The following is a 23,082-nucleotide window of genomic DNA, read 5'->3' as shown; positions in this document are numbered from 1 at the left end:
CGTCGGACCCGAATATCGCAATCGCGCCGATGTCCGGCTCGACGACGGCACGACGATCGACTTTCACCCGATCTTCTACGGACGCCCCGGAACCCGAATGATCGGAAGCGAGCCCGTGACCGACGGCAATGCGTTCGAGGAGATGTTTGCCGTCCCGCGGGAACATTGGATCGAGACCCAGGCCACTCGCCTCGATTCGATGCAAGCCGTTACCGCATGTCTTGAGGCACTGGGTGAAAAACTCACCCGATTACGCATCGCTCAACGCCGGTAACCCTGGCCTTTGCACCTTGCAATGAAGGGGAAATCTTCTAAGGGTCGCGCGTCATTTTTCGGCCGGAACGTCGGTTTTTCCGGGGTCTTTCAAGAGGAGTTTCCAGATGTCGCTGCCGCGCAAGTCCACATTGTTTCCGAATGTCGAGCGCGACGCCGACGAACGTGGAAGCATCCTTTCGATCGTCGATGAAACGGTCCAAAACGTTTCGATTATCACCTGCAATCCCGGCGCCCTGCGGTCGAACCACTGGCACCACAAGGATTTTCACTTCATGTATATCCTTGAAGGTGAAATCGACTATTTCTATCGCGACCTTGACGACGGCGAGATCAAGTATCTGAAGGTTCGCGCCGGCGACAATATCTTCACCCCCGATACGGAAGTGCATGCCACCTATTTCCCGGTCAAGACCGTGATGGTCGTCAGCAGCAAATACCCGCGCGACCAGGAAACCTATGAAGCGGATACGGTGCGCGAAGCACTGATCACGCATGAGAATCTGGAAGAAATGCTGGCCACATACGCCCGATGAGCGACGCGGTCCGTAAAATCGTCGCGTGCCGCCTATGCGGCGCCGATGAGCTTCGGCGCTATGTCGACTTCGGCGACGTTCCGCTGGGGAACAACCTACAGGAAGATCAAACGGCGGCCAGGGCGGCGGCCTCATATCCGCTCGCTCTGGACCGTTGTGAATCCTGCGGGCATTTTCAGCTCGGCCACGCGGTCGCACCGGATTTGCTGTATGCCACCAACTACACCTATCTGAGCGGCATCGGCTCAAGCTTCGTCAAGCATTTTGCGGGCTATGCCGAATGGGCGAAGGAAATGGCCGGCGTCGGCGCTGGCTCGCTGGTCGTCGATGTCGGGTCCAATGACGGCACCTGCCTGAAGGCGTTTCAGGAGCGTGGCGCCACCGTGTGCGGCGTCGATCCCGCGTCGCTTGCCGCAAGAATCGCGAATGAAAATGGCGTCGAGACGATCAATGCCTTTTTCGACGCGCGGGCCGTCGCCACGATCATCGATCGGCACGGCCAGGCTGACTTCGTAACCAGCCACAATGTGCTGGCGCATGTCGATGACCTTGCCGAAGTGTTCCGCAACATCCATGCCCTGCTAAAGGACGGCGGTCATTTCGCGTTCGAGATCGGTTATTTCCGCGAGGTTCTTCGAACCGGGTGTTTTGACACCATCTATCACGAACATCTCGACTATCATCACGCCGCGCCACTCGTACGGCACCTGACCGGACTGGGGTTCGACGTGATCGATCTCAGCGTCAACAGCGTGCAGGGCGGCTCGCTCCGCCTGCTGCTGCGCAAGACGGGTGACGGCGAGATTCATCCGCAAGCCGCGGCGTTTCTGGCGGAAGAGAAGCAGTCGGTCCTCTATGATGACGCCTTCCTGAAGGGTTGGAAGCGGCGTATCGAAGACCAGATGCGCGATTTCCACCACATCCTGGGGAAACACGCGGCGAACGGGGCGACCATTATCGCCTACGGCGCACCAACCAAGGCGACCCTGCTCATGAAAATGGCGGGTCTGACCGGTGAACAGGTGTCCTTCGTCGTCGAAGATAATGTTCACAAGGCCGGCCGGTACCTGCCCGGCACCGGGGTTGCGATCCGGCCGTCGGCGGCGCTGGCGACCGCCGAACCCGATGTGATCGTCATTTTCGCCTGGAACTTCGCCGACGACATCATCGGCAAGCTGCGCGGCGCGTTCGACCGACCCGTCGAGATCATTGTGCCGCTGCCTGAATTGAGGACATTGTCACTGTGATCGGAAAGCCTCAACGCCTCACCGTAATCGCACCGCACCCCGATGACGAGACGCTGGGCGCGGGGGGGACCATCGCGCGCTTTGCGGACGAGGGGGTCGAGGTCTCGGTGCTGATCGTCAGCGGCCACCTGCCGCCGCTGTACAAGCCCGAAGCGTTTGAAACCACGCGCCGCGAGGCAACAGAGGCGCTGGAGATCCTGGGCGTGCAGCGCGTCGAGTTTCTCGAAATACCCGCGACCTATGTTCACCAGCGGCCGGTGGCGGAGATCAACGGGGCGATCAACAAGTTCGTTCGGGCGACAAACCCCGAATGGGTTCTGCTGCCCTTCCCCGACCGCCACATCGATCACCGGACCATTTTCGATGCGTCGGTCGTTGCATGCCGGCCTGTCCATGCTGCGGCGCCCCGGGTCGTCCTCGCCTACGAAACCCTGTCGGAAACGCACTGGAATGTCGGCGGCATCGAGCCCGCGTTCATCCCGGATTTCTATGTTGATATCAGCGCGCATCTCGATCGCAAGCAAGCCGCGCTGAACGCCTATGCCTCACAGGTGCATGAGGCACCTTCGCGTTCAATCGAGGCCTGCACGGCACTCGCCAAGTTCCGCGGCAGCCAGAATGGCTGCGACCATGCGGAGGCGTTCAAGGTCGTCCGTATCGTCATATGATCTGCGGACAATCCTGACATGAACTGCGAGCGTCCACGCCTGTGGTGCGTGTCGGAACTCTATTTTCCTGAACAGGGTACGGCGTCGCATTTGCTGACCCAGACTGCCGAAGGGCTGGCAAAGGACTACGACGTCCACGTCCTGTGCGGACAGCCGGACTATTTCGTCAGCGGGCAGAAAGCGCCAGCGCGCGAATCGCGCAACGGCACCCGAATCTATCGGGTAGGCGGGACGAGGTTCGGCGGCGGGCTGGTTTCCCGCCTGATAAACGCCCTGACCTTCACCTGCGTGATTCTGTTCTTCGCACTTGTCCATTTCAGGAAAGGCGATCGAATTCTCGCTGCGACGAACCCACCGCCGGTCCCGCTTGTCATCGGACTGGCGGCCAAGGTCCGGCGATGTCGGGCGACCATGCTCGTCCATGATGTCTATCCCGAGGTTCTGGCCGCGACCGGAACCGTTGATCGCCGGTCGCTGCCCTATCGCGTACTCAGTTCCCTGTTCCGGGCGTCTTATCTGATGTTCGATACCTTCGTCGTCCTTGGCGAGGACATGAAGCGGATCGTTCAGGAGAAGCTCGGCAACGCCGAGCGGCCGATTTTCGTGATCCCCAACTGGGCGGACGACGATATCCAGCCGATCGATCGCGATGCGAACCCGTTCCGCGCCGAACATGGACTCGAAGGCAAGTTCATCGTCCAGTTTTCCGGCAATTTCGGACGAACGCATGATCTCCAGCTTCTGGTCGATGCGGCCCGGCTTCTCGCGGACCGGGAAGACATCGTCTTTCTGTTCGTGGGGACGGGCGCGAAAGCGGGGCTGGTTGACGATGGCGCCACCGGGCGAAGCAACGTCGTCTTTCTTCCGCGCCAGCCGCGCGAGCGATTGCGCGAAATGCTCGCGGCGAGTGACGCCACGATCATTTCCTTTGTCGATGGCATGCTGGGGCTGTCGGTTCCCAGCCGGATGTACAATGTGATGGCGGCGGGCGTCCCGATCATCGCCTCTGCACATCCCGCGTCGGAACTGGTGCGCGAGATCACGGCGGCAAACTCGGGATGGGTACTCGATCGGCCGGATCCGGAAAATCTGGCGGATCTGGTCCGTTCGCTCGCCAGCCGCGACGGGCTGGCCGAAGCGCAGCAGCGGGGACAGAATGCGCGGACGGCGGTGCTCGACCGCTACCTGGCGCATCACGCGATCGAACTTTACAGTCGCGCAATGCGGTGAACCGAAGCCATCCGATCGCACCGGGGCATGGCACCGCCACTGTCGCGACATTTGCGTCTCATCGGGAGAATCGGCGCAATTCGGCTTGGCTATCCATGGTTTAATAACTATTGGCCGCACGGCGTTTCCGGCGGTCAGATCGGCTCTGCGCCGGACAATGGGTGGGGTGGTCGGTTGGTCGCTGTTTCAGTTTCCGAACAGGTACTCGCGCTTCCAAGACCCGCGAAGCGGGCGATCGCTCTTGGGGTAGATGCTGCCCTGTGCGCGCTTAGCGTTCAACTCGCCTATTACCTTCGAACCAACGAATGGGCCGACCCCTTAGGCCCGATGCTCTGGCCAACCCTCACCTCGATCGTCCTTGCGCTTCCGCTGTTCGTCGTGTTCGGACTTTATCGCGCGATCTTCCGCTATGCGGGGGCCGCTGCACTTATCGCGATCGTACAAGCCGTCGCGATGTTCGCGATACCCTTCGCCGCAATCTACACCGTCGCTGGATATGCCGCCATTCCCCGCACCATCGGGCTGATCCAGCCGATCCTGCTGTTCATTCTCGTCGCCGGTTCGCGCGCGCTGGCGGGTGCATGGCTAGGCCAGAGCTATCGCAACGAGGTGGCGGAAGCGGACAAGCCGCGCGTGATGATCTATGGCGCGGGCGCGTCGGGCCGGCAGGTAGCCTCTGCGCTACAGGTCAGCGGTCAGGTACGCGTGGTCGGCTTCCTTGATGACGACCAAACCTTGTGGAAGGCGACGATCAACGGCGTCCGGGTTCACGCGCCGGATCAGTTGAACAAACTGATCGATCGGTACGGCGTCTCGGACATCCTGCTTGCGATCAACAAGGCTAGCCGCGCGCGCCGCAGCGAGATCATTACCCACCTGAAGGGTTCGGGCCTGCATGTGCGGACCATGCCCGGGGTCGATGAACTTGCGAAGGGTATGGTCTCGTTCAGCGACCTGAAGGATCTGGATATCGAGGACCTTCTCGGACGTGCGCCGATTCCGCCCGATGAAACCCTGCTACGGAGCAATGTGACGGGGAAGGTCGTTCTGGTGACCGGTGCGGGCGGTTCGATCGGCAGCGAGATTTGCCGCCAGATCGCAAGGCTGGAACCGGAGATCCTGCTCCTCGTCGATGCCAGCGAATATAGCCTGTATGCGATCCATCAGGAGTTGTTGAAAGCCATTGCGGACGGCACCGCCAACGCACGGACGCTGATACCGCTGCTGGCGACGGTACGCGACAGGCGGCGGATCGACGAAATCCTCACCAGTTGGCGGCCGCATACCATCTATCACGCGGCGGCGTACAAGCATGTTCCCCTGGTCGAGCACAATCTCCTCGAAGGACTCGAGAATAATGTGCTGGGGACCGTCAACATCGCGCTTGCCGCCCGCGAATTCGGGGTGGAAAGCCTGGTGCTGATCAGTACCGACAAGGCGGTCCGTCCTACCAATGTAATGGGGGCGACCAAGAGGCTGGCGGAGATGGTCTTGCAGGCGCTCGCGTCCGATGGAGTACCGGGCAAATTCTCTATGGTCCGGTTCGGCAATGTCCTGGGGTCCAGCGGCTCGGTCGTGCCGCTGTTCCGTGAGCAGATTGCCGCTGGCGGCCCGGTGACCATCACCCATCCGGAAATCACGCGCTATTTCATGACGATCCCGGAAGCGGCCCAGCTTGTGATTCAGGCGGGCGCGATGGCGGATGGTGGCGATGTGTTCGTTCTAGACATGGGCGAACCGATCAAGATCGTCGATCTTGCGAAATCGATGGTCGAATTGTCCGGGCTGCGCCTGCGGACCGACACCGCATCGGACGGGGATATCGAAATCGAATATGTGGGCCTGCGCCCGGGCGAAAAGCTGTATGAAGAGTTGTTGATCGGCAACGATCCGAAACCTTCAGCGCATCCAAGGATATTGCGCGCCAGCGAACCATTTATCGCATGGAAGACGCTGGATGCCTCGCTCAAGAAAATCGCGGAGACGATCGCACGCCGATCGCCGCATCAGGCCCGTGCGCTGCTTCAAGAGCTTGTCGTCGAATTTCAGCCATCAAGCGAAGTCGTCGATTTTGTCGAACTGCGTCGCGGACAACCCCAGGCTAGCGACTAGACGCGTGATCGCGCCACAGGCTAAGGCGCGATCAGCCAGACCAGAATTCACATCATAGGATGAACCGGAAGACCATGACAAAGAAGGCATTGATCACCGGCGTAACCGGCCAGGATGGCGCCTACCTCGCCGAACTGCTTCTGGCCAAGGGCTATGATGTGCATGGTCTGAAGCGTCGATCGTCATCGTTCAACACTGGGCGGATCGATCACATCTACCAGGACCCGCACGAGCGCGGCGCGAAGCTGCACCTGCATTACGGTGACATGACCGATTCCACGAACCTGATCCGGATCGTTCAGGAAGTCGCTCCCGACGAAATTTACAACCTCGCGGCGCAGAGCCACGTCCAGGTTAGCTTTGATACGCCGGAATATACCGCGAACGCCGACGCGATCGGTACGCTGCGCATTCTGGAAGCGATCAAGATTCTCGGCCTGGCCAAACAGACCCGCTTCTACCAGGCATCGACATCCGAATTGTACGGCCTGGTGCAAGAGGTGCCTCAACGCGAAACGACGCCCTTCTATCCGCGATCGCCTTACGCCGCGGCGAAGCTTTACGGTTACTGGATCACCGTAAACTATCGCGAAGCATACGACATGTTCGCCTCCAATGGCATCCTGTTCAATCATGAAAGCCCGATTCGCGGCGAGACCTTTGTCACGCGCAAGATCACGCGCGCGGTGTCGGCAATTCATCTCGGCATTCAGGACAAGCTTTGGCTGGGCAATCTCGATGCACAGCGCGATTGGGGCCATGCGCGCGACTATGTGGAGGGGATGTGGCGGATCCTTCAGCACGACAAGGCGGACGATTTCGTCCTCGCAACGGGGCAGACCCAGACGGTTCGCCTGTTCGTCGAGCGTGCGTTCGCTCATGTCGGCGTCGAAATCGCATGGCAGGGCGAAGGCGTGGAGGAGCGCGGCGTTTGCACGCGCACGGGACGCACGCTGGTCGAAGTGGATCCCCGCTATTTCCGTCCCACTGAGGTGGAGCTGTTGATCGGCGACCCGTCCAAGGCGAAGGCCGATCTGGGCTGGGAGGCGACGACAAGCTTCGAACAGTTGGTTTCCGAGATGATGGAGGCCGACCTCAAGACCGTTGAGCGTGAAGCGCAGCATCGCCGCGTGGATGAGGAAGCGGCGCTTCGTCCCCGATCGGTCGCATAACGCCCATGTCGAACTTTGACCTGAAAGGCGCGCGCGTATGGGTCGCCGGCCATAACGGCATGGTGGGTCGGGCGCTGGTGCGCCGTCTGCGCAACGAACCGTGTACGCTGATCGAACCGTCGGTCCAACGGATCGACCTGCGACGGCAAGCATCGGTCGAAGCCTGGATGGCGGACGAGCGCCCCGATCTGGTGTTTGTTGCGGCGGCCAAGGTTGGGGGAATCCACGCCAACGATACGCGACCGGCGGAGTTCCTGTACGACAACCTCATGATCGAGGCGAACATCATCGAGGCCGCACGCATCGTGGGTACATCGAAGCTGGTGTTTCTGGGTTCGTCCTGCATCTATCCCAAATTCGCCCCGCAACCGATCCATGAGGACGCATTGCTGTCCGGACCGCTCGAACCGACGAATGAATGGTACGCCATTGCAAAGATTGCCGGTATCAAGCTGTGTCAGGCGTATCGAAAGCAATATGGCCTCGATTTCATCTCGGCCCAGCCGACCAATCTCTACGGGCCGTTCGACAATTTCGATCTGACGTCCAGCCACGTCCTTCCTGCCCTGATCCGCAAGGCTCATGAAGCAAAGGTAGCGGGCGCGCCCGACTTCACCATCTGGGGCAGCGGTTCGGCACTACGCGAATTCCTGCATGTCGATGACCTGGCCGATGCGCTCATTTTCCTCGCCAAGACCTATTCCGACGCTGACATCGTCAATGTCGGTAGCGGGCAGGAAATCGCGATCGGCGATCTGGCCGAATTGATCGGAGACGTCGTCGGTTTCAAAGGGGGCATCGTTCGCGACGCCTCGAAACCGGACGGCACGCCACGCAAGCGCCTCGACACTGACCGCCTGGAAGGACTCGGCTGGCGCGCGTCCATCGATTTGAGGCAAGGAATCGAGCGCGTGTACGATTGGTATCTTGAGAACCGGGCGGATACCGCGCCCGCATCGTGACCCAAACCGCGAACGGGAGCCGGAATCGAAACGCCCTGAGGCTGGCCGGACCTATGATCTGATCCTGCCAGGGAGAAGTCAGACCTCTGCATGATACGATGGCGGCTGAGGTCGCACCCGTTAAGCGTGATCGCGTTCTTGACCTGAACCGCGCCAAGGGCAACGCGCCAATCTTGAATCCATCCGGGAGGGAGGGGAACGACGTTTCGCAAGCTGGCAGTGCATGCGAGGCGCATTCCCACGCTCTATTTTTCGCCGGCTGGATTTTCCGCCGGCCGGGCTACATCGAACCACACAGGCGGTGCCACCGGCCGGAGATGTGGATTTCGAGAGGCAGCTTGCGCAAATGAAAACGGATCGGCCGATTCTGCCCAGTCTGATGTTGCGTCGCTGGCGCGCTTGCGGGCGTTCGGCCGATGCATTTTTTTACCTGGCCCGGTCTTTCAACGATCTGGATGAAAATTCCGGACAAGGTCGCCGGCCTCCGTTATGTCGCAAGCCGTAGCGACGCAGCGGCGGGGGTGCCAATATGAAACGTTCTTTCCAAGCAACCGTTAGCCGCTAGGGTCGATCCATGTCTCGTTTTCTTTTCGTCCGGCGGCTCATACTGCCAAATCTCGGCTTGATACTTCTCAGTTTTGTGGTTGCGTCGCTCTGGCTGGGCGGGGGCGCATCCCGCGCGGACGCCCTTGGGCAGTCCCTCGTCCGGGCGGTTTCAACCCTGACGCTCATCGCACTGATATTCAGCGGCCGGCGCCCAAATCTGATTGGCATGCGTCCGGTCGCCTATTTCCTCGCGGCGATCCTGTCGCTCGTCCTTATTCAGCTCATTCCATTGCCGCCCGAGCTGTGGATGTCCCTTCCCGGGAGAACACCATTTGCCGAGGCGGCTTCGCTCTCCGGCTATCCGCAGCCCTGGCGGCCGATAGCCATCGTACCGGGGGGCGCGGTGAATGCCGCTGCATCGCTGATCGTTCCCATCACCGTTCTGATGCTGATCGCCTGCCTCAACGCTGATGAGCGCCGCCGTCTGCCGGGCCTGCTGCTCCTCGCGATCGTGGCGAGCGCGGTGTTGGGTGTCATTCAATTGGCGGGGACCGGGATCGACAATCCCCTGATAAATGAGGATGTCGGGCTGGCGAGCGGCATGTTCGCGAACCGAAACCATTCCGGCCTGTTCATTGCTTTGGGCTGCATGGCCGCTCCGGTCTGGGCATTTATGAGTGCTGAGCAAAGGCGATGGCGCATCCCGGTCGCGCTCGGATCTGTTCTCCTGTTTGTGATCATGGCCGTGGTAGGCGGTTCACGCGTCGGCCTGTTGCTCGCCGCTTTCGGCCTGTGCGCGGGCGCAGTGCTGGTTCAGCATGAAATCCGCAAAGCGATCGGGCCAAACCGGCGCTGGGTCTATCTCGCCGGGGGGGGCGGCATCGTCCTCCTGTTCGGGCTTCTCATCGCGGCCAGCGTCATGAGCGACCGGGCGGTCTCCATCGATCGATTCATGAACTCGGACATTACCCACGACATGCGTCAACGCAGTTTTCCCACGTTGATGAATATGATCTGGGCCTACTTTCCGGTCGGTTCGGGTTTTGGCGGCTTCGACCAGATGTTTCGCTTCCACGAACCCCTCGCCCTGCTCAAACCGACCTATTTCAATCACGCGCACAACGACCTGGTTGAGGTTGTACTTGATGGGGGGCTGGCTAGCCTGTTGCTGATGGTGGCCGCCGCACTCTGGTGGCTCCGCGCCAGCATTGGTGCATGGTTCGCAAGTCCCGGCGACGCGATGTTGCCGCGGCTCGGCTCGGCTATGCTTCTGTTTGTCGCCATCGCCAGCGCATTCGATTATCCGGCCCGCACCCCGATGATGATGGCTGTGATCGTGATCGCGGCTATATGGCTGGCACAACGGCCCAAATCCCGGCCCGGGACCGCTTTACCAACCCCAGGCCAACCGCTATAGCGGCCCGCGGTTGGTATCACGGGCGCTCTTATACATGCACAAGCTTATTATGGCGGTATCAATCGCCCTTGCGGTCGCGGGATGTGCGAAGCGGGAGCCACTTGTTTCCACCGACCGCCTGACCGTGGTCGCGGGCAACACCGAGCTGCCAGCCCCCAGTCGCAGCGATCTTGTCGCCGCCGATCGTCCGGCCCTTATCGGCCCACTCGATACGATCGAAGTATTCGTGTTCAACATGCCTGATCTCGGTCGCGAGATGCAGGTCGATGCAAGCGGTCGGATCGCGATGCCGTTGGCCGGGACCATCGACGCGCGCGGCAAGACCGCAGAGGAACTCGCCCGCGCGATCGAGGATGGCCTTCGCGCCCGTTACGTCCGCAATCCCGAGGTGACGGTAAACATCAAAAGTTCGGTGAGCCAGGTCGCGGCGGTGGATGGTCAGGTTATCGAGCCGGGCCTTTATCCCGTGACCAACCAGATGACCCTGATGCGTATCATTGCGTCGGCGAAGGGACTGTCCGAATACGCCCGCCAGCAAGATGTCGTAATCCTGCGAACGGTCAACAACCAAAAAATGGCCGGTCTTTACAATATCGCTGCGATCCGGCGCGGAGCATATGACGATCCGCCGATCTATGCGAATGACGTCATTGTGGTCGGCGATTCCCCTCAACGCCGCATGTTCCGTGATTTCGTGGCACTGTCGCCTCTTCTGGCATCGCCGCTGATCGCCATTCTCCAATAGGCTGGACTGATGAATTTGCTTTCGCCGAACATGCGCACCGACGCTCCCTCCGCCGTGCGTGAGATGGCGGTCGTCGAAGAGCGGTCGTCGGTCGTCCGCGACTATCTGCGAATCCTGCAACGTTGGCGCTTCGTCATCCTCGGGTCGGTCGCTGCCTGCGTCGTGCTCGGGCTAATCTTCACAATGTTGATGACGCCGCAATACACGGCCACCACAACGATCGAGATCGCCCGTGAATCCAATTCGGTCACCCGCTTCGAGGGCGTCGAACGCGATACCAGTCTGGCCGATCAGGAATTCTATCAGACACAATATGGCCTGCTGCAATCCCGCTCGCTTTCGGAGCGTGTCGCCCAGCAGCTTCGCCTGGTCGATGATCCCACTTTCTTCAAGCGCTTCGGAGTATCGGACAGCGACCCGGCCTTTGCGCTCGTCAATGGTCGATACGCGGCGGCTGGCCGGGCCACGCGGCTGCGCGTCGCTGGCGAAACGTTGCTGGATCACCTCTCGATTTCGCCGACCCGCCTTTCACGCCTTGTCGATGTGCGCTTCACCAGCCCCAACGCAGCCTTTTCCGCAAAGGTCGCCAACGTCTGGGCCGAAAATTTCATTCAGACGAATTTAGAGCGAAAGGTTCAGGCGACATCCTATGGCCGAAATCTCCTTCAGCGTCAGCTGACGGAGGCCAAGGAACGGCTTGACCAGTCACAGCGCCAATTGGTCGGCTACGCGTCGGCGCAGCAGATCATCAACCTTCCCGCCCAGCCGACCGCCAGCGGCGGCACCAGCGAGCGTTCGATTGTCGCGGACGAGCTGGCGGCACTCAACAGTGCGCTGGCTCAGGCCACCGCAGACCGGATTCAAGCCGCTGCGCGCGCGCAACAGACCGGGGCGGCGGGCGGATCGGCCGAGGCGCTGCGCAATGGGGCGATCAACAGCCTGCGCCAGAAGCGTGCAGAGCTGGCGGCGCAGTATCAGCAGCTCCTGTCGCAGTTTGAACCCCAATATCCGCCAGCCGTCGCGCTCAAGTCCCAGATTGAGCAACTCGACCGCAGCATCGGTCGCGAGGAAGGTCGCGTCCAGCAGTCGATCCAGACCGAGTATCGGCAGGCGGTAGAGCGCGAACAGTCATTACAGGCTCGCGTCGATCAGTTGAAAGCCAGCTATCTCGACCTGCGCCGTCGCAGCATTCAGTATAATATCTACCAGCAGGAAGTAGATACCAACCGCACGCTCTACGATGGCCTCCTCCAACGTTTTAAGGAAATTGGCGTCGCCGGTGGCGTCGGTATCAATAACATTTCGATTGTCGATCCTGCGGACACGCCGGCGCGTCCGTCGGCGCCGCGACCGCTCATCAACATGCTCATCGCATTGCTGGTCGGTCTGGGTTTGGGGACCCTGCTGTCCTTCATCCTGGAACAGATCGACGACGCGATCGGCGCCCCGTCGGAAATCGGTGCCAGCCTTGGCCTGCCGCTGCTCGGCACTGTTCCGAAGCTGGACGGACAGTTGCCCAAGGAGGCGCTGGTCGATCGCAAATCCGATCTGGTCGATTCCTACATCGCCGTTCAGACCAGTCTTGGATTCACGACGGAGCACGGCGTTCCGAGATCCTTCGCGGTCACGTCCACGCGCCCGGCCGAGGGCAAGTCTTCAACGGCGCTCGCGCTTGCGACGACGCTCGCCCGGTCCCATCTTAAGGTGATACTTGTCGATGGCGACATGAGGTCGCCTTCGGTGCATCACTTCGGCGATGTCGGACACGAGCGCGGCCTGAGCAATTTCCTCTCGGGACAGGATGAGATCGAATCGCTCATCTTCCGAATGGAAGATCTCGGGATCTCGGCCATGTCGGCGGGTCCTATTCCGCCCAATGCCGCCGAATTGCTGACCGGCAACCGACTGCCGTTGCTGATCGATCGGTTGTTGCAGAGCTATGATCATGTCGTGATCGATTCACCGCCGGTGATGGGCATTGCCGATGCACTGTTGATCGCCAATCGGGTCGAGGGCGTCGTTTACGTCATCGAATCGAACGGCATTCGCGTGAGCATGGTCAAGACCGCGCTGGCGCGACTGGCTGCCGCCGATGCGCGAATTTTCGGCGGCGTGCTTACCAAGTTCGTCTCACGCCGTGGCTATTATGGCTATGGGTACGACTATGGCTATGGCTATGGCCGCAACAACAAACTGTCGGCTAACTGATGGGTGAGCGACACGCGGCGTGGTCAACGTTGCGGCGATGGGTTCTACGCGTGGCGCTCTCGCTGGGCGTCGCGGTACTGGGCATGATCGCGGTCGTTTCGTCTCTGTCGCAATCGTTTATGATGGTCAGCCCGCCGCTGGCATCCGCGATCGCGCCCTGGGACGGTCGTTTGGCGGCAGCGTATGCTCGAAGCTTCCTGAAAACCGATACAAAAGACGCGGAATGGCGGCGGGCAGATAAGATCGCGCGAAAGGCGCTGGTACTTGATCCCACAGCCGTTGCCGCAGTGGCGACGCTTGGCCTCGCGGCGCAAAAGAATGGGAATCTTGCCGCAGCCCGCCGCGACTTTGCCTATGCCAACCGCCTGTCGCGCCGCGATATCCAGGTGCAACTCTGGTCGATCGAGGACGCGGTTACGCGAAACGATGTCGAAGGCGCCCTGAAATTTTACGATATCGCCTTGCGGACGTCGAAGAACACCCGCGACATTCTGTTTCCCATTCTGGCCTCGGCGATCGAGGACGAGGAGATCAGGCAAGCGCTCGTAAAGACGTTCGCACTCGGCCCTGAATGGGCGCCACACTTCGCGAGTTACGCGGCCGGAGAGGGGCCGGACCCCAAATCGACGGCACTTTTTTTCAACGCTCTCGGTCGACGCGGTCTTGCGCCTTCGTGGCCACATCAATCCACCCTGATCAACCGCCTTTTCTACAGTGTTTCGGTCGAAGCGGCATGGTCACTATACGAAGTAGCGACTCCCGACGCACGGCGCGATGGCCTGCGCGATCCGGCCTTTCGGTCCGTGCGAGGTTCGCCTTCGCAGTTCGACTGGACGCCACTGCATGATGACGTCATCCAGGCATCGATCCTGGCCGGCGGTGACGGCGGGGTTTTTGAATATTCCGCGCCGACCGGTGTTGGTGGGCCGGTGCTTCAACAGATACTGCTCCTTCCGCCAGGAAAATACCGATTGGAAGGTCGAAGCGCCGGGATCGACCAGCCCGACGATGCCCTTCCCTATTTTCAACTCAAGTGCAGGGAGGGGGCCGAACTGGGGCGGATCGCCGTTTCTCGATCTGCGACCATGTCGGGCGATTTTTCCGGTTCTGTAACGGTGCCTGCGCGCTGCCCGGTCCAATCGCTTACCTTGCAGATCAGGCCGTCCGACGCCATTGCAGGCGCGAGCGGGCAGATTCTTCGCGTGGCGCTACGCCGCGAAGGTTGATAAGGCTGGCTATGGGTCCTCCCGTTACGGGTGTCGATTTCGACTGCGGAGCTTTTGGGGGTGTCATGAAGCGACATGCTGTTTTGCTGGTGGCGATCGCGATAACCGGCCTGACTCCGGCTCAAGGTCAGGAAGTCGATGGGCAGTTAGGTGCTGAATCCAGCGCCGCGAAGGTCAGCAAGCGCGTCGAACGCCCCGCATCAAATACGGCGCCACTCGGCCGTATTGATATGCGCATTCAGAATCGCGTCCAAAATCGCATCCGCAACCGTATCGACCGCTATTACAACCCGCGAGCCAATGCGACCTCACCCTTTGTCGTCGCGAGTGATCGGGTGCGTAATCCAGGCGCCCGTTCACGCCGCTAAACCATTCGGCGAGCAGGTCGGCGCGCGCGATGATCCACTCGTCCTGAAACCTGCGGTCGAACCTCTGCGACCATCCTGCCCGAACGGTTTTTGATCCAGTCAGGCCACCGCCAGCCGCCCACCAGCCCGGATTGGAAGCAGGCCAGCTTTTTGATCAACGGCCTGGAATGCGGCGATCGCGCAGCGCATGAATCCGGGAACTGCGCGCGCCACCAGATTCAGCGATCTTGCCTCCGCGGCCTGGGTGCGCTTCCGCCCCCTGAGGTACGTCGATCATCTGCTGGGCGATGTAACCAAATTCCCTGCGCCAGGCGGCGTGGGCAAATTCAGATCAGTGATCGAGCTTTGATGCGAACGGCGGTTGATCGCCCATAACGAAGCCGATCTTGGCGCTCAGATGCACCGGCAAGGCTTGGGCCAGCGCAAACATCTGATCGTCGGGAAGCGGACTGAAGATCAATACGCTCAACCCACAACCATCCTTTTCGATGGCCGCCGGGGAATAGCCGCGCGCTTCGAGGTGCGCGACGGCAGCAGCTTCATTCTCGGGAAAGACGCTAAATCTCGTGGGTATTGGCTTTGCCATGAAATGTATTTGCCGCCTATTCGACGAGGGCGCAATTGGCGCGGACGCGGTTGATCGAGTCAAGGCTGCTTTTTGGGGGCAGGCTTGAGCGAAGGCGATCTCACCGAAGCGGAGTGGCGCGTTCTGAAGGGCCTGTTGCCCATCGAGCCTGAAAATCGCGGGCGAGGCAAGCGACCAGAGCAGAACCGCTCGATCATCAACCGCATCCTATGGCGGCTTCGTTGCGGAGCTCCTTTGCGGGACGTCCCGGGCGCGACGTCCCGCCCAAATATGGCAGCTGGAACACGATTTTCGCCGGTTCCGACGCTGGAGTGAAGTCGGGTCTGGGAAACCGTCGCGGTGACGCTGGCCGAGATCATGGCAGACAGCGGCCACTACAGCATCGACAGCACCAGCCGATCAAACCGCCGCGTGACGATCGACTACGACCGGACGCTCTACAAACAGCGCAACCGCAGTTCGGCCACCTCAAAGATCAATCGCGCCATCGCCACGCGCTATGACCAACTGGCCAACAGCTTCCTCGGCACAGCGTCCTCGGCATGGTCCATCTCGCCACCGCCAGATACTGGCTCAAATTCCCCCCCCTAATCTCCAGATCACATGGTCGATGATGAAGTAGGCTGCGATGATGGCGATGGCGACCAAGACGCCCATGATGCCCGACACGATCGTGCCGCGGACGCACCCGTGACCGGCAGCGAGCAGATGGCTCTGAACGATTGCATCCGTTACAGCTGCCAAAATGACAGTTGCGATCATGAGCAGCATCGTCAGCGCCTTAATCGCGGCGTGCTCGCATAAAGGCCTGATTGACGAGGTGGCGATTGGCTGATTCACGGCTGTTGGTGGCGACGACCCTGACCGGAGCGCGGATAGCGGGTCCTGAAGGGTCTACTGCCCGTCGAACGCAAGAACCCAAGCATCCACGTCGATGGTCGTCTACCCGCTGATACCCGCTTGATCTGCGCAACAGCCGGTAAACATCCCGCACGCCTAGCATTCATTATCGACACAAAAGAGCCGATACACTCGCCATCGGTGGCCCCACAGTTCGCACATACAAAAACGGCGGCCTTTCGACCGCCGTTTCCGTTTCGATATGTCCGCGAGATTACGGGCTGGTCGGTTCGCCACTGTCGTTGGAGAGGACAATGGCGCCCGCGATAACCGCGATGACCGCGACGGCGGGGATCAGGAAGCCGCCAGCGGCATCGTTCGATTCGTCAGCGGTGCTCGACGCACGCGCCACGCCCGAGAGCGACAGCTTCGACGCGGCCGGCGCCGCAATCGCCGAGGACATCGCCAGCGAGCACGCCGCGATTGCAGTAATGGTTTTCGCCAACCTCATGAAACACTCCCTCTTTTCAAATCCGGGTTCACGCGCCTGATTTGCACAGAACGACGCTTCCCGCAACCGACAAGCGCTCTAGAACCAATTTCTTACCGGCGCGTTGCCACAATGCAACGTCTGCAAAATGGTTCCGCGCCGCCACGGCAAAGGAGCATAAATCCCCGCCGCTTGATCTCCCTATAGCCGAAACAGCGTTGCATAGCAACGAATTCGCTCAGGCCAGTGCGCCGCCAGTCTGGAGAATCCACCGGTTGGCGCCCTCAAAGCCCATCGCGCTCAGCCGCCCGCTCGCGAACGCGCCGGTGTCCAGCCCGATGCGGTGCCGACGCTCCTCGACCTCATCCGAAACGGTGTGACCATGTACGACGATTCGTTCGAACGGCTCGCGATGATGCAGAAACTCATCGCGAATCCAGCGCAGCGTCTGGGGCTTCTGGGCCGACAGCGCGACGCCGGGCTCGACGCCGGCATGGACGAAGACATAGTCGCCGATCTCGATCATGTCCTCAAAGCCATTCAGGAAATCGACATGCGCCTGCGGTACGCTCGCCTGAAGCCGCTCGAGCAGTTCGGGATAGTCGCTCGCGTCGTAATCGCCCTCGCTGACGCCATAGCTCAGGATCGTCGCCTTGCCGCCGATCCGCACGAAAAAGGCGAGCGCCTTGAGATTGCCGGCCAGCGCCTTCAGAAAGACCTCTTCATGATTGCCCATCAGAAAGCGGACCCGGTCCGACCCCGCCCCCAAATCCATCAGGCGCTGGACGACCTGTGCCGATTCGGGACCGCGATCGATCAGGTCGCCCAGGAAGATGGCGGTCGAATTGGCGGGGCTGCGCGCGGCGTCGTCCGCCTCGATCTGTACGAGCAGATCCTCGAGAAGGTCGGCACGCCCGTGAATGTCGCCGATCGCATAGACGCGTTCGTCCGCCGGCACCGCCCCGACTGGCGCGCTGCGGCGTGAACGCGTAGCGGAAAAACCTGAAAAGAAACGGCCGACCATATGTACTCTACAATAACGAAAAACCGCGATCACCACCGGCCCGGCGCCGGCAGCACCCAAGATGCGGGCCGGAACGGGAAGGCCCGCCATATCGCGATGCTGGCGCGCGATATGGCATTGGGTCTCGCAATTTGCACCCCCCTGCTTGCCCCGGCCGCGGCGCAGGACGGCGCGATGCTGGAGACGCTGCGCCAGGCGGACATGCGGCTCGCGACGGTCGGCGCCCGGATAAGCACCGCGATGGCGCCGTTTTGCGACCGGCTGGAGCCGGGGCTGGGCCTGCAACTACAGACGATCGCGCAATATGCGCAATCGGCGCGCCCGGCGGTCCGCGCGCATTTCCGCATGCGCGGCGATGTCGGGATCGAGGGGGTCATTGCCGGCGGCCCGGCCGAGCGGGCGGGGTTGCGCACGGACGACAGCGTCATCAGCATCGCCGGCGTGCCGGTGGGTACGGCATCGTCCAGCGCGGCGACCACCGATCACCTCGTCGCGCTGCACGCCCGCATCGCGGATCTGCCGCCCGATCAGCCCGTCACCTTCGTGGTCCAGCGGGGCGAGCAGACCCTGAACGTCCGCGTGACGCCACAGCCCGCCTGCCGGACCCGGTACGAACTCCAGATCGGGAACCGGTTCGAGGCCCGGGCGAATGGCGAAATGGTGCAGATCAGCTCACGCTATATCGAGGATGTCGATCCCGACCTGTTCCCTGCCGTCGTCGCGCACGAACTGGCGCACAATATCCTGCGCCACAAGGACCGGCTGGAGGCGGCGGGCGCGGATTTCGGGCTGGCATCGGGGTTCGGCCAGAATGTCGGCCTGTTCCGCCAGACCGAAATTCAGGCGGATATCCTGTCGGTCGATATCCTGGCGCGTGCCGGCTATGACCCGCGCATAGCCGAAACCTTCTGGCGGACGGTCGGCCCCAGACTGTTGCAGGGACAGATTCGCCGGCGCTCCCACCCCCCGTTTCGCGACCGCGCGGCGCTGGTGGCGGCAGAGGCAAAGCGCATCGCGACGGCCGGTCGCGACGCAAAGCTGCCCGATTTCTACGATCAGCGGAACGCGACGCTCGACGGCGACTGGCGCAAACTGACGAACGGTGTGAAGCCGGGGAAGTGACCGATCAATGCCGGCAGCGTTCGCCGGCCCGAACCGGACGGGTTACCGGCCCTGTGGCGGTGGTGTGCCGGCGCCGCCGGGTGCGCCGCCCATCTGCTGCTGCATCATCTGTTCATAGACGGCGCGGGGGATGAACTCGATCAGATCGACGTCGAAGATCAGCAGCGAATCGGCGGGGATCACCACCTGGCCGGTCTGCGGGTTGGTCTTCGCCTCGCTGCCATAGCCGAGTTCGGGCTTGATCCAGACGCGGTATTTGCCGCCCTTCTTCATCAGCTTGAGCGCTTCGGTGAAGCCGGGGATCATGCCCGCCACCGGCAGCGGGGTCGGCTGGCGGCTCTGGTCGAACACGGTGCCGTCGCGCAGCATGCCCTTATAGTTCACCAGCGCCACGTCATTGTCGGTCGGGCTGGCGCCCTTGCCCTCTTCCAGCACCTGATACTGAAGGCCGGACGCGGTTTCGACCACGCCCGATTTACCCTTGTTCGCGGCAAGGAACGCCGCGCCGGTCATCCGCTTCTCGACCACCTCGGCGGTTCCGAACCACGCCAGCGCGACGGCGCCCGCGACCGCCGCGACGACGCCGATCCAGATCCAGGCCAGATAGCTGCGCTTGGTCGGCGGAATCGGCACGGCGGTGACGTTCGACATGGCTCAGCTATCCCGGATGGCCGCGCCGGACGGGCGCGGTGATAAGTCACAGATTCGCCGCCCCGCGCCCGGCGCGCGGCGGCCGACGCCCTTAACGGGCGCCGTCGCGCTCCATGCGCTTGCGCTCGAGCTTGCGCGCACGGCGAACCGCGGCGGCGCGCTCGCGCGCCCGCTTTTCGCTCGGCTTCTCATAGTGACGACGGAGCTTCATCTCGCGATAGACGCCCTCACGCTGCAGCTTCTTCTTGAGCGCCCGCAGCGCCTGGTCGACATTGTTGTCGCGAACGATGATTTGCATAAAGCCGTCTCAACTCCAGATTCATATTCAATAGAAAAGGGATCGCCGGGGCATGGACCCCGGGCGTTGGCCGCGCCCCTAGCAGGCGCATCGGCCAAAGACAAGGCGAACCGGCGCAAAACGCCCGGGCCGATCGACGGCGGCGCGGCACAGCGACATCGGCATCGCCACATCTGTTGCCTGAAAACCACATATAGCACGGATTACACCACATTGCAGCCCTGCAACGCGGCGGATACGCTGGCGCCCCACGTTCACGGTCATGCAACTCGCCGAAGCCTTGGATTTCGAAACCCGCCTTCTCATCGTCGATGACGATCCCGGTATCCGCGACCTGATGGCCGCGTTCCTGTCCGGCCACGGCTATGCGGTCGATGTCGCGCAGGACGGCGCCGCGATGCGCGCGGCGATGGAGCGCGCCGATTACGACCTGGTCGTGCTCGATGTCATGATGCCGGGCGAGGATGGGCTGACGCTGCTGCGCGGGCTGGATCCGCAAAGCGCGCCGCCGGTCATCCTGCTGTCCGCGATCGGCGAGGAGATCGACCGGATCGTCGGGCTTGAGATGGGCGCCGACGATTATCTGGCCAAGCCGGCCAACCCCCGCGAACTGCTCGCGCGGGTCCGCTCGGTCCTGCGGCGCGCGCGCGGCGGCGGGCGGGAACAGTCGCCGGCGGCCGAGCGTACGAGCCTGCGATTCGCCGGCTGGCGACTCGATTCGATCGGACGGCAGCTGACCGATCCCGACGATGTCGTCATCAACCTGTCCGATGGCGAATTCCGCCTGCTGCTGGCGCTCGCCGAACATCCGCGCCGGGTGCTGACCCGCGACCAGCTGCTGGACCTCTCGCGCGGGGTGAATGCCGAGCATTTCGACCGCGCGATCGACGTCCAGATGAGCCGGCTGCGCAAGAAGCTCGCACGGCCGGGTACGGAGGATCTGATCCGGACGATCCGGAACGAGGGCTATCTGTTCAACGCCGAAGTCGTCCACCGATAGACCCGCCGTGATGCCGCGCCGCCGCCCGTCGATCGCGATGCCGATCTTCCTGCTCGTCATCCTGTCGGTGACGCTCGCGGCGCTGGTGATGTTCGCGGTCACCTTTCGTGGGCCGCCGCCACAGGGCGATCCGCTGCGCCTGGCCCAGCTGGCGATCGCGCTCGATGGCGGCGCGCTGCCACAGTCGGGGCGCAAGCTGGAACGCGTCGAACAGGATGGCGAGCCGACACCCCCGCCCAGCGATCACGAAATTCCCGCCAGCCGCGCCGCGCTGGCCCAGGCGCTGCGCCTGCCCGAATCCCAGGTACGGCTGTGGGCGATGCAGCCCCAGCGGCTGCCCGACGAGGTGCGCGGGCCGTTCGTCGCGGCGCGGCGCATCGCGACCGGATGGCGCGTGATTCGGATCGCGCCACCGCCCTTCTTCACCCACTGGCACCGGATCAGCCTGACCGCGATGGCGATCGCGCTGTTGCTGCTCGGGGGTCTCGGCTGGGCGCTCGCCCAGGCGATTTCGCGCCCGATCCGCCGCCTTGGCGTCGCCGCCGCGCAGAGCCGTCTCGGCCGGCCGGTGGCGATCCCGCGCGGCGGCCCGCGCGAAGTCGATCAGCTCGCCGCCTCGATCGCCACGATGCAGGACCGGATGGTCCGCACGGCAGAGGGGCGCAACGCCATGTTCGTGGCGATCACCCATGATCTCGGCACGCCGCTGTCGCGCGTCGCCTTCTGGATCGAGCAGCTGCCGGAGCCGGCACGGACGCGTGCCGCCGCCGATCTGGACGAGATGCGCACCATGCTCCAGTCGGTGCTGCGCTTTTCCCGCGATGAACGCACGGGCGAGACGCGCGTGCGGGTCGAAATCGGCAGCCTGATCGAATCGCTGGCGGAGGATATGGCGAGTGCGGGGCAGGACGTGACCGCCACCCCCGGGCCGCGCGCGGTGGTACGGGGCGATCCGGCGGCGTTGCGGCGGATGTTCGCCAATCTGATCGAAAATGCGGTGCGGTATGGCGAAGGCGCGGCAATGCGCTGGACGCTGACCGAGAACGAGGTCGAGCTGTGGATCGACGACAGCGGCCCGGGGTTCGACCCGGAAACGGCGGACGCGCTGTTCACCGCATTCGTGCGCGGCGATCCCTCGCGAAACCGCGCGACCGGCGGCACCGGGCTGGGCCTGGCGATCGTGCGCGCGATCGCCGATGCGCATGGCGGCGGCGTGGAACTGACTAATCATGCGCGGGGCGGGCGCGTGATCGTCCGGCTTCCGCTCGCCTGACATATGATGAAACAGGCGGCAACGGCCTGAAATATGCAGGTGCGCCAGACACCTGACTGGTGTCCCCGACTTTTCGAAACGAAATGGGGAAATCAATCATGTCCGAACCGCTGAACGACCGCGATCTGCACGACCATGATCGCGGCCTGAATCACGACTTGCAGGTGATGGAGGCGCTCGCCAGCCGCCGCCGCGCGCTGCGGTGGTTCGCCGGCGCCGGCACGGTCGCGCTTGCTTCGGCATGCAATAGCGGGTCGGCATCGAGCGGCGGAACGGTTTCCACCACGGCCACGCCGACCCCGACCCCGTCGGCGACCGCAACGCCCACGCCCACCCCGACGCCGACCCCCACGACCAGCGTCAGCCAGTGTGTCGCCGATCCCACCGAAACCAACGGCCCCTACCCCGCCGACGGCACCAACACGTCGAGCGGCGCCACCTCCAACGTCCTGACGTCGAGCGGCGTGGTGCGCAGCGACATCCGCTCAAGCTTCGTCGGATCGAGCACCACCACCGTGGCCGGCGTCGCGGTGACGCTGACGCTGACGCTGGTCGATGTGAACTCAAGCTGCGCGCCGCTGGCCGGCTATGCGGTCTATATCTGGCATTGCGACGCGATCGGCCGCTATTCGCTCTATGACGTGCCGGCGGAAAGCTGGCTACGCGGTGTCGGCGTCACCGATGCCAACGGGCAGGTGACCTTCACCACCATCTTCCCCGGCTGTTATCCGGGGCGCTGGCCGCATATCCATTTCGAAGTCTTTTCGAGCCTGGCCACCGCGACCGGCGGCCGCTACGCCTCGCTCATCAGCCAGCTGGCGATGCCGGCGGCGGCATGCAGCGCGGTGTACAGCGGCGCCTCCGCCACCTATTCGACCAGCACGTCCAACTTCTCGCGAGTCACGATCGCGAGCGACGGCGTGTTCGGCGACAACAGCTCAGCCCAGATCGCCCAGCAGACCCCGACGATGACCGGCAGCGTCAGCGCCGGCTATACCGCCGTCGCGACGATCGGCCTTGCCCGCTAGGCACCGACCCGCAAGTCGCTGATCGGCCCCGACTCTTTTGTTGTGACTTGGCATGGAATT

Annotated in this window: 25 protein-coding genes; 19 read left to right on the top strand and 6 right to left on the bottom strand. The window is 62.5% G+C overall.

Going from position 1 to position 23,082, the window contains the following annotated elements:
- The 13 genes from KF783_RS09815 to KF783_RS09755 all read left to right on the top strand — a co-directional run.
- Positions 1 to 274, top strand: a 274-nt coding sequence (locus KF783_RS09815) for a hypothetical protein (protein ID WP_294078660.1), incomplete at its 5' end; no start/stop codon positions are given.
- Positions 275 to 380: 106 nt separating this feature from the next.
- The gene (locus tag KF783_RS09810; protein WP_294078657.1) at positions 381 to 809 is read left to right on the top strand and encodes a cupin domain-containing protein; all 429 of its coding nucleotides are present in this window, start codon (positions 381 to 383) and stop codon (positions 807 to 809) included.
- Positions 806 to 2,056: a class I SAM-dependent methyltransferase gene (locus tag KF783_RS09805; RefSeq protein WP_294078655.1), complete on the top strand. Its 1,251-nt coding sequence runs from the start codon at positions 806 to 808 to the stop codon at positions 2,054 to 2,056. The genes KF783_RS09810 and KF783_RS09805 overlap by 4 nt, the downstream gene beginning before the upstream one ends.
- The gene (locus tag KF783_RS09800; RefSeq protein WP_294078654.1) at positions 2,053 to 2,724 is read left to right on the top strand and encodes a PIG-L deacetylase family protein; all 672 of its coding nucleotides are present in this window, start codon (positions 2,053 to 2,055) and stop codon (positions 2,722 to 2,724) included. The genes KF783_RS09805 and KF783_RS09800 overlap by 4 nt, the downstream gene beginning before the upstream one ends.
- Before the next feature lie 18 nt (positions 2,725 to 2,742).
- Positions 2,743 to 3,954, top strand: coding sequence for a glycosyltransferase family 4 protein (locus KF783_RS09795; protein WP_294078652.1), 1,212 nt, complete (start codon positions 2,743 to 2,745; stop codon positions 3,952 to 3,954).
- 27 nt (positions 3,955 to 3,981) lie between these two features.
- On the top strand, positions 3,982 to 6,066 hold the full coding sequence (locus KF783_RS09790; RefSeq protein ID WP_294078651.1) for a nucleoside-diphosphate sugar epimerase/dehydratase: 2,085 nt from the start codon (positions 3,982 to 3,984) through the stop codon (positions 6,064 to 6,066).
- A gap of 59 nt (positions 6,067 to 6,125) precedes the next feature.
- The gene (gene gmd / locus KF783_RS09785; RefSeq protein WP_294078649.1) at positions 6,126 to 7,238 is read left to right on the top strand and encodes a GDP-mannose 4,6-dehydratase; all 1,113 of its coding nucleotides are present in this window, start codon (positions 6,126 to 6,128) and stop codon (positions 7,236 to 7,238) included.
- A 5-nt stretch (positions 7,239 to 7,243) separates the two neighbouring features.
- A complete protein-coding gene (locus KF783_RS09780) occupies positions 7,244 to 8,200 on the top strand; it encodes a GDP-L-fucose synthase (protein ID WP_294078646.1) in 957 nt (318 codons plus the stop codon).
- Between the two features lie 574 nt (positions 8,201 to 8,774).
- The gene (locus KF783_RS09775) at positions 8,775 to 10,163 is read left to right on the top strand and encodes an O-antigen ligase family protein (protein ID WP_294078644.1); all 1,389 of its coding nucleotides are present in this window, start codon (positions 8,775 to 8,777) and stop codon (positions 10,161 to 10,163) included.
- A gap of 34 nt (positions 10,164 to 10,197) precedes the next feature.
- The gene (locus KF783_RS09770) at positions 10,198 to 10,908 is read left to right on the top strand and encodes a polysaccharide biosynthesis/export family protein (protein ID WP_294078642.1); all 711 of its coding nucleotides are present in this window, start codon (positions 10,198 to 10,200) and stop codon (positions 10,906 to 10,908) included.
- Between the two features lie 9 nt (positions 10,909 to 10,917).
- Positions 10,918 to 13,116, top strand: a complete 2,199-nt coding sequence (locus KF783_RS09765; protein WP_294078640.1) for a polysaccharide biosynthesis tyrosine autokinase — start codon at positions 10,918 to 10,920, stop codon at positions 13,114 to 13,116.
- Between the two features lie 50 nt (positions 13,117 to 13,166).
- Entirely contained in the window at positions 13,167 to 14,342 is a 1,176-nt protein-coding gene (locus KF783_RS09760) for a hypothetical protein (protein WP_294078638.1), read from the top strand.
- A gap of 65 nt (positions 14,343 to 14,407) precedes the next feature.
- The gene (locus KF783_RS09755; protein WP_294078636.1) at positions 14,408 to 14,710 is read left to right on the top strand and encodes a hypothetical protein; all 303 of its coding nucleotides are present in this window, start codon (positions 14,408 to 14,410) and stop codon (positions 14,708 to 14,710) included.
- 331 nt (positions 14,711 to 15,041) lie between these two features.
- On the opposite strand, the gene KF783_RS09750 is transcribed toward KF783_RS09755, so the two are convergent.
- Entirely contained in the window at positions 15,042 to 15,296 is a 255-nt protein-coding gene (locus KF783_RS09750) for a hypothetical protein (protein WP_294078634.1), read from the bottom strand.
- A gap of 72 nt (positions 15,297 to 15,368) precedes the next feature.
- Here KF783_RS09750 and KF783_RS15805 point away from each other — a divergent pair, with 72 nt between their 5' ends.
- Together KF783_RS15805 and KF783_RS09745 are read left to right on the top strand one after the other, a co-directional pair.
- Positions 15,369 to 15,611 (top strand): transposase, encoded by a 243-nt coding sequence (locus KF783_RS15805; protein ID WP_366511722.1) that lies wholly within the window; start codon positions 15,369 to 15,371, stop codon positions 15,609 to 15,611.
- A gap of 24 nt (positions 15,612 to 15,635) precedes the next feature.
- The gene (locus KF783_RS09745; protein WP_294078632.1) at positions 15,636 to 15,887 is read left to right on the top strand and encodes a hypothetical protein; all 252 of its coding nucleotides are present in this window, start codon (positions 15,636 to 15,638) and stop codon (positions 15,885 to 15,887) included.
- On the opposite strand, the gene KF783_RS09740 is transcribed toward KF783_RS09745, so the two are convergent.
- The 3 genes from KF783_RS09740 to KF783_RS09730 form a co-directional block, all read right to left on the bottom strand.
- Positions 15,870 to 16,067: a hypothetical protein gene (locus KF783_RS09740; RefSeq protein WP_294078629.1), complete on the bottom strand. Its 198-nt coding sequence runs from the start codon at positions 16,065 to 16,067 to the stop codon at positions 15,870 to 15,872. The two genes, KF783_RS09745 and KF783_RS09740, sit on opposite strands and share 18 nt — an antisense overlap.
- A 343-nt stretch (positions 16,068 to 16,410) precedes the next feature.
- Positions 16,411 to 16,647 carry a hypothetical protein gene (locus tag KF783_RS09735; protein ID WP_294078627.1) on the bottom strand — a complete coding sequence of 79 codons (237 nt, stop codon included), beginning with the start codon at positions 16,645 to 16,647 and terminating at the stop codon, positions 16,411 to 16,413.
- Positions 16,648 to 16,864: 217 nt separating this feature from the next.
- Complete coding sequence (locus KF783_RS09730; RefSeq protein ID WP_294078625.1) at positions 16,865 to 17,584, bottom strand: metallophosphoesterase family protein; 720 nt, start codon at positions 17,582 to 17,584, stop codon at positions 16,865 to 16,867.
- Between the two features lie 177 nt (positions 17,585 to 17,761).
- Here KF783_RS09730 and KF783_RS09725 point away from each other — a divergent pair, with 177 nt between their 5' ends.
- The gene (locus KF783_RS09725) at positions 17,762 to 18,772 is read left to right on the top strand and encodes a M48 family metallopeptidase (protein ID WP_294078624.1); all 1,011 of its coding nucleotides are present in this window, start codon (positions 17,762 to 17,764) and stop codon (positions 18,770 to 18,772) included.
- A gap of 42 nt (positions 18,773 to 18,814) precedes the next feature.
- On the opposite strand, the gene KF783_RS09720 is transcribed toward KF783_RS09725, so the two are convergent.
- Complete coding sequence (locus KF783_RS09720; protein ID WP_294078622.1) at positions 18,815 to 19,423, bottom strand: FKBP-type peptidyl-prolyl cis-trans isomerase; 609 nt, start codon at positions 19,421 to 19,423, stop codon at positions 18,815 to 18,817.
- A 91-nt stretch (positions 19,424 to 19,514) separates the two neighbouring features.
- Positions 19,515 to 19,721 carry a 30S ribosomal protein S21 gene (gene rpsU / locus KF783_RS09715; RefSeq protein WP_010162663.1) on the bottom strand — a complete coding sequence of 69 codons (207 nt, stop codon included), beginning with the start codon at positions 19,719 to 19,721 and terminating at the stop codon, positions 19,515 to 19,517.
- 262 nt (positions 19,722 to 19,983) lie between these two features.
- Between rpsU and KF783_RS09710 the strand changes: the two genes are divergently transcribed.
- The 3 genes from KF783_RS09710 (at position 19,984) to KF783_RS09700 (ending at position 23,022) form a co-directional block, all read left to right on the top strand.
- Entirely contained in the window at positions 19,984 to 20,721 is a 738-nt protein-coding gene (locus tag KF783_RS09710; RefSeq protein WP_294078620.1) for a response regulator transcription factor, read from the top strand.
- A 10-nt stretch (positions 20,722 to 20,731) separates the two neighbouring features.
- Positions 20,732 to 21,994, top strand: a complete 1,263-nt coding sequence (locus KF783_RS09705) for a HAMP domain-containing sensor histidine kinase (RefSeq protein ID WP_294078619.1) — start codon at positions 20,732 to 20,734, stop codon at positions 21,992 to 21,994.
- Positions 21,995 to 22,092: 98 nt separating this feature from the next.
- Positions 22,093 to 23,022, top strand: coding sequence for an intradiol ring-cleavage dioxygenase (locus KF783_RS09700; protein WP_294078618.1), 930 nt, complete (start codon positions 22,093 to 22,095; stop codon positions 23,020 to 23,022).
- Positions 23,023 to 23,082 lie beyond the last annotated feature (60 nt).

It is taken from the genome of Sphingomonas sp. (genome assembly GCF_019635455.1).
GTDB lineage: Bacteria > Pseudomonadota > Alphaproteobacteria > Sphingomonadales > Sphingomonadaceae > Sphingomonas.
The sequence above is the reverse complement of the archived record's forward strand: the minus strand, read 5'-3'. Positions and strand labels throughout refer to the sequence as shown.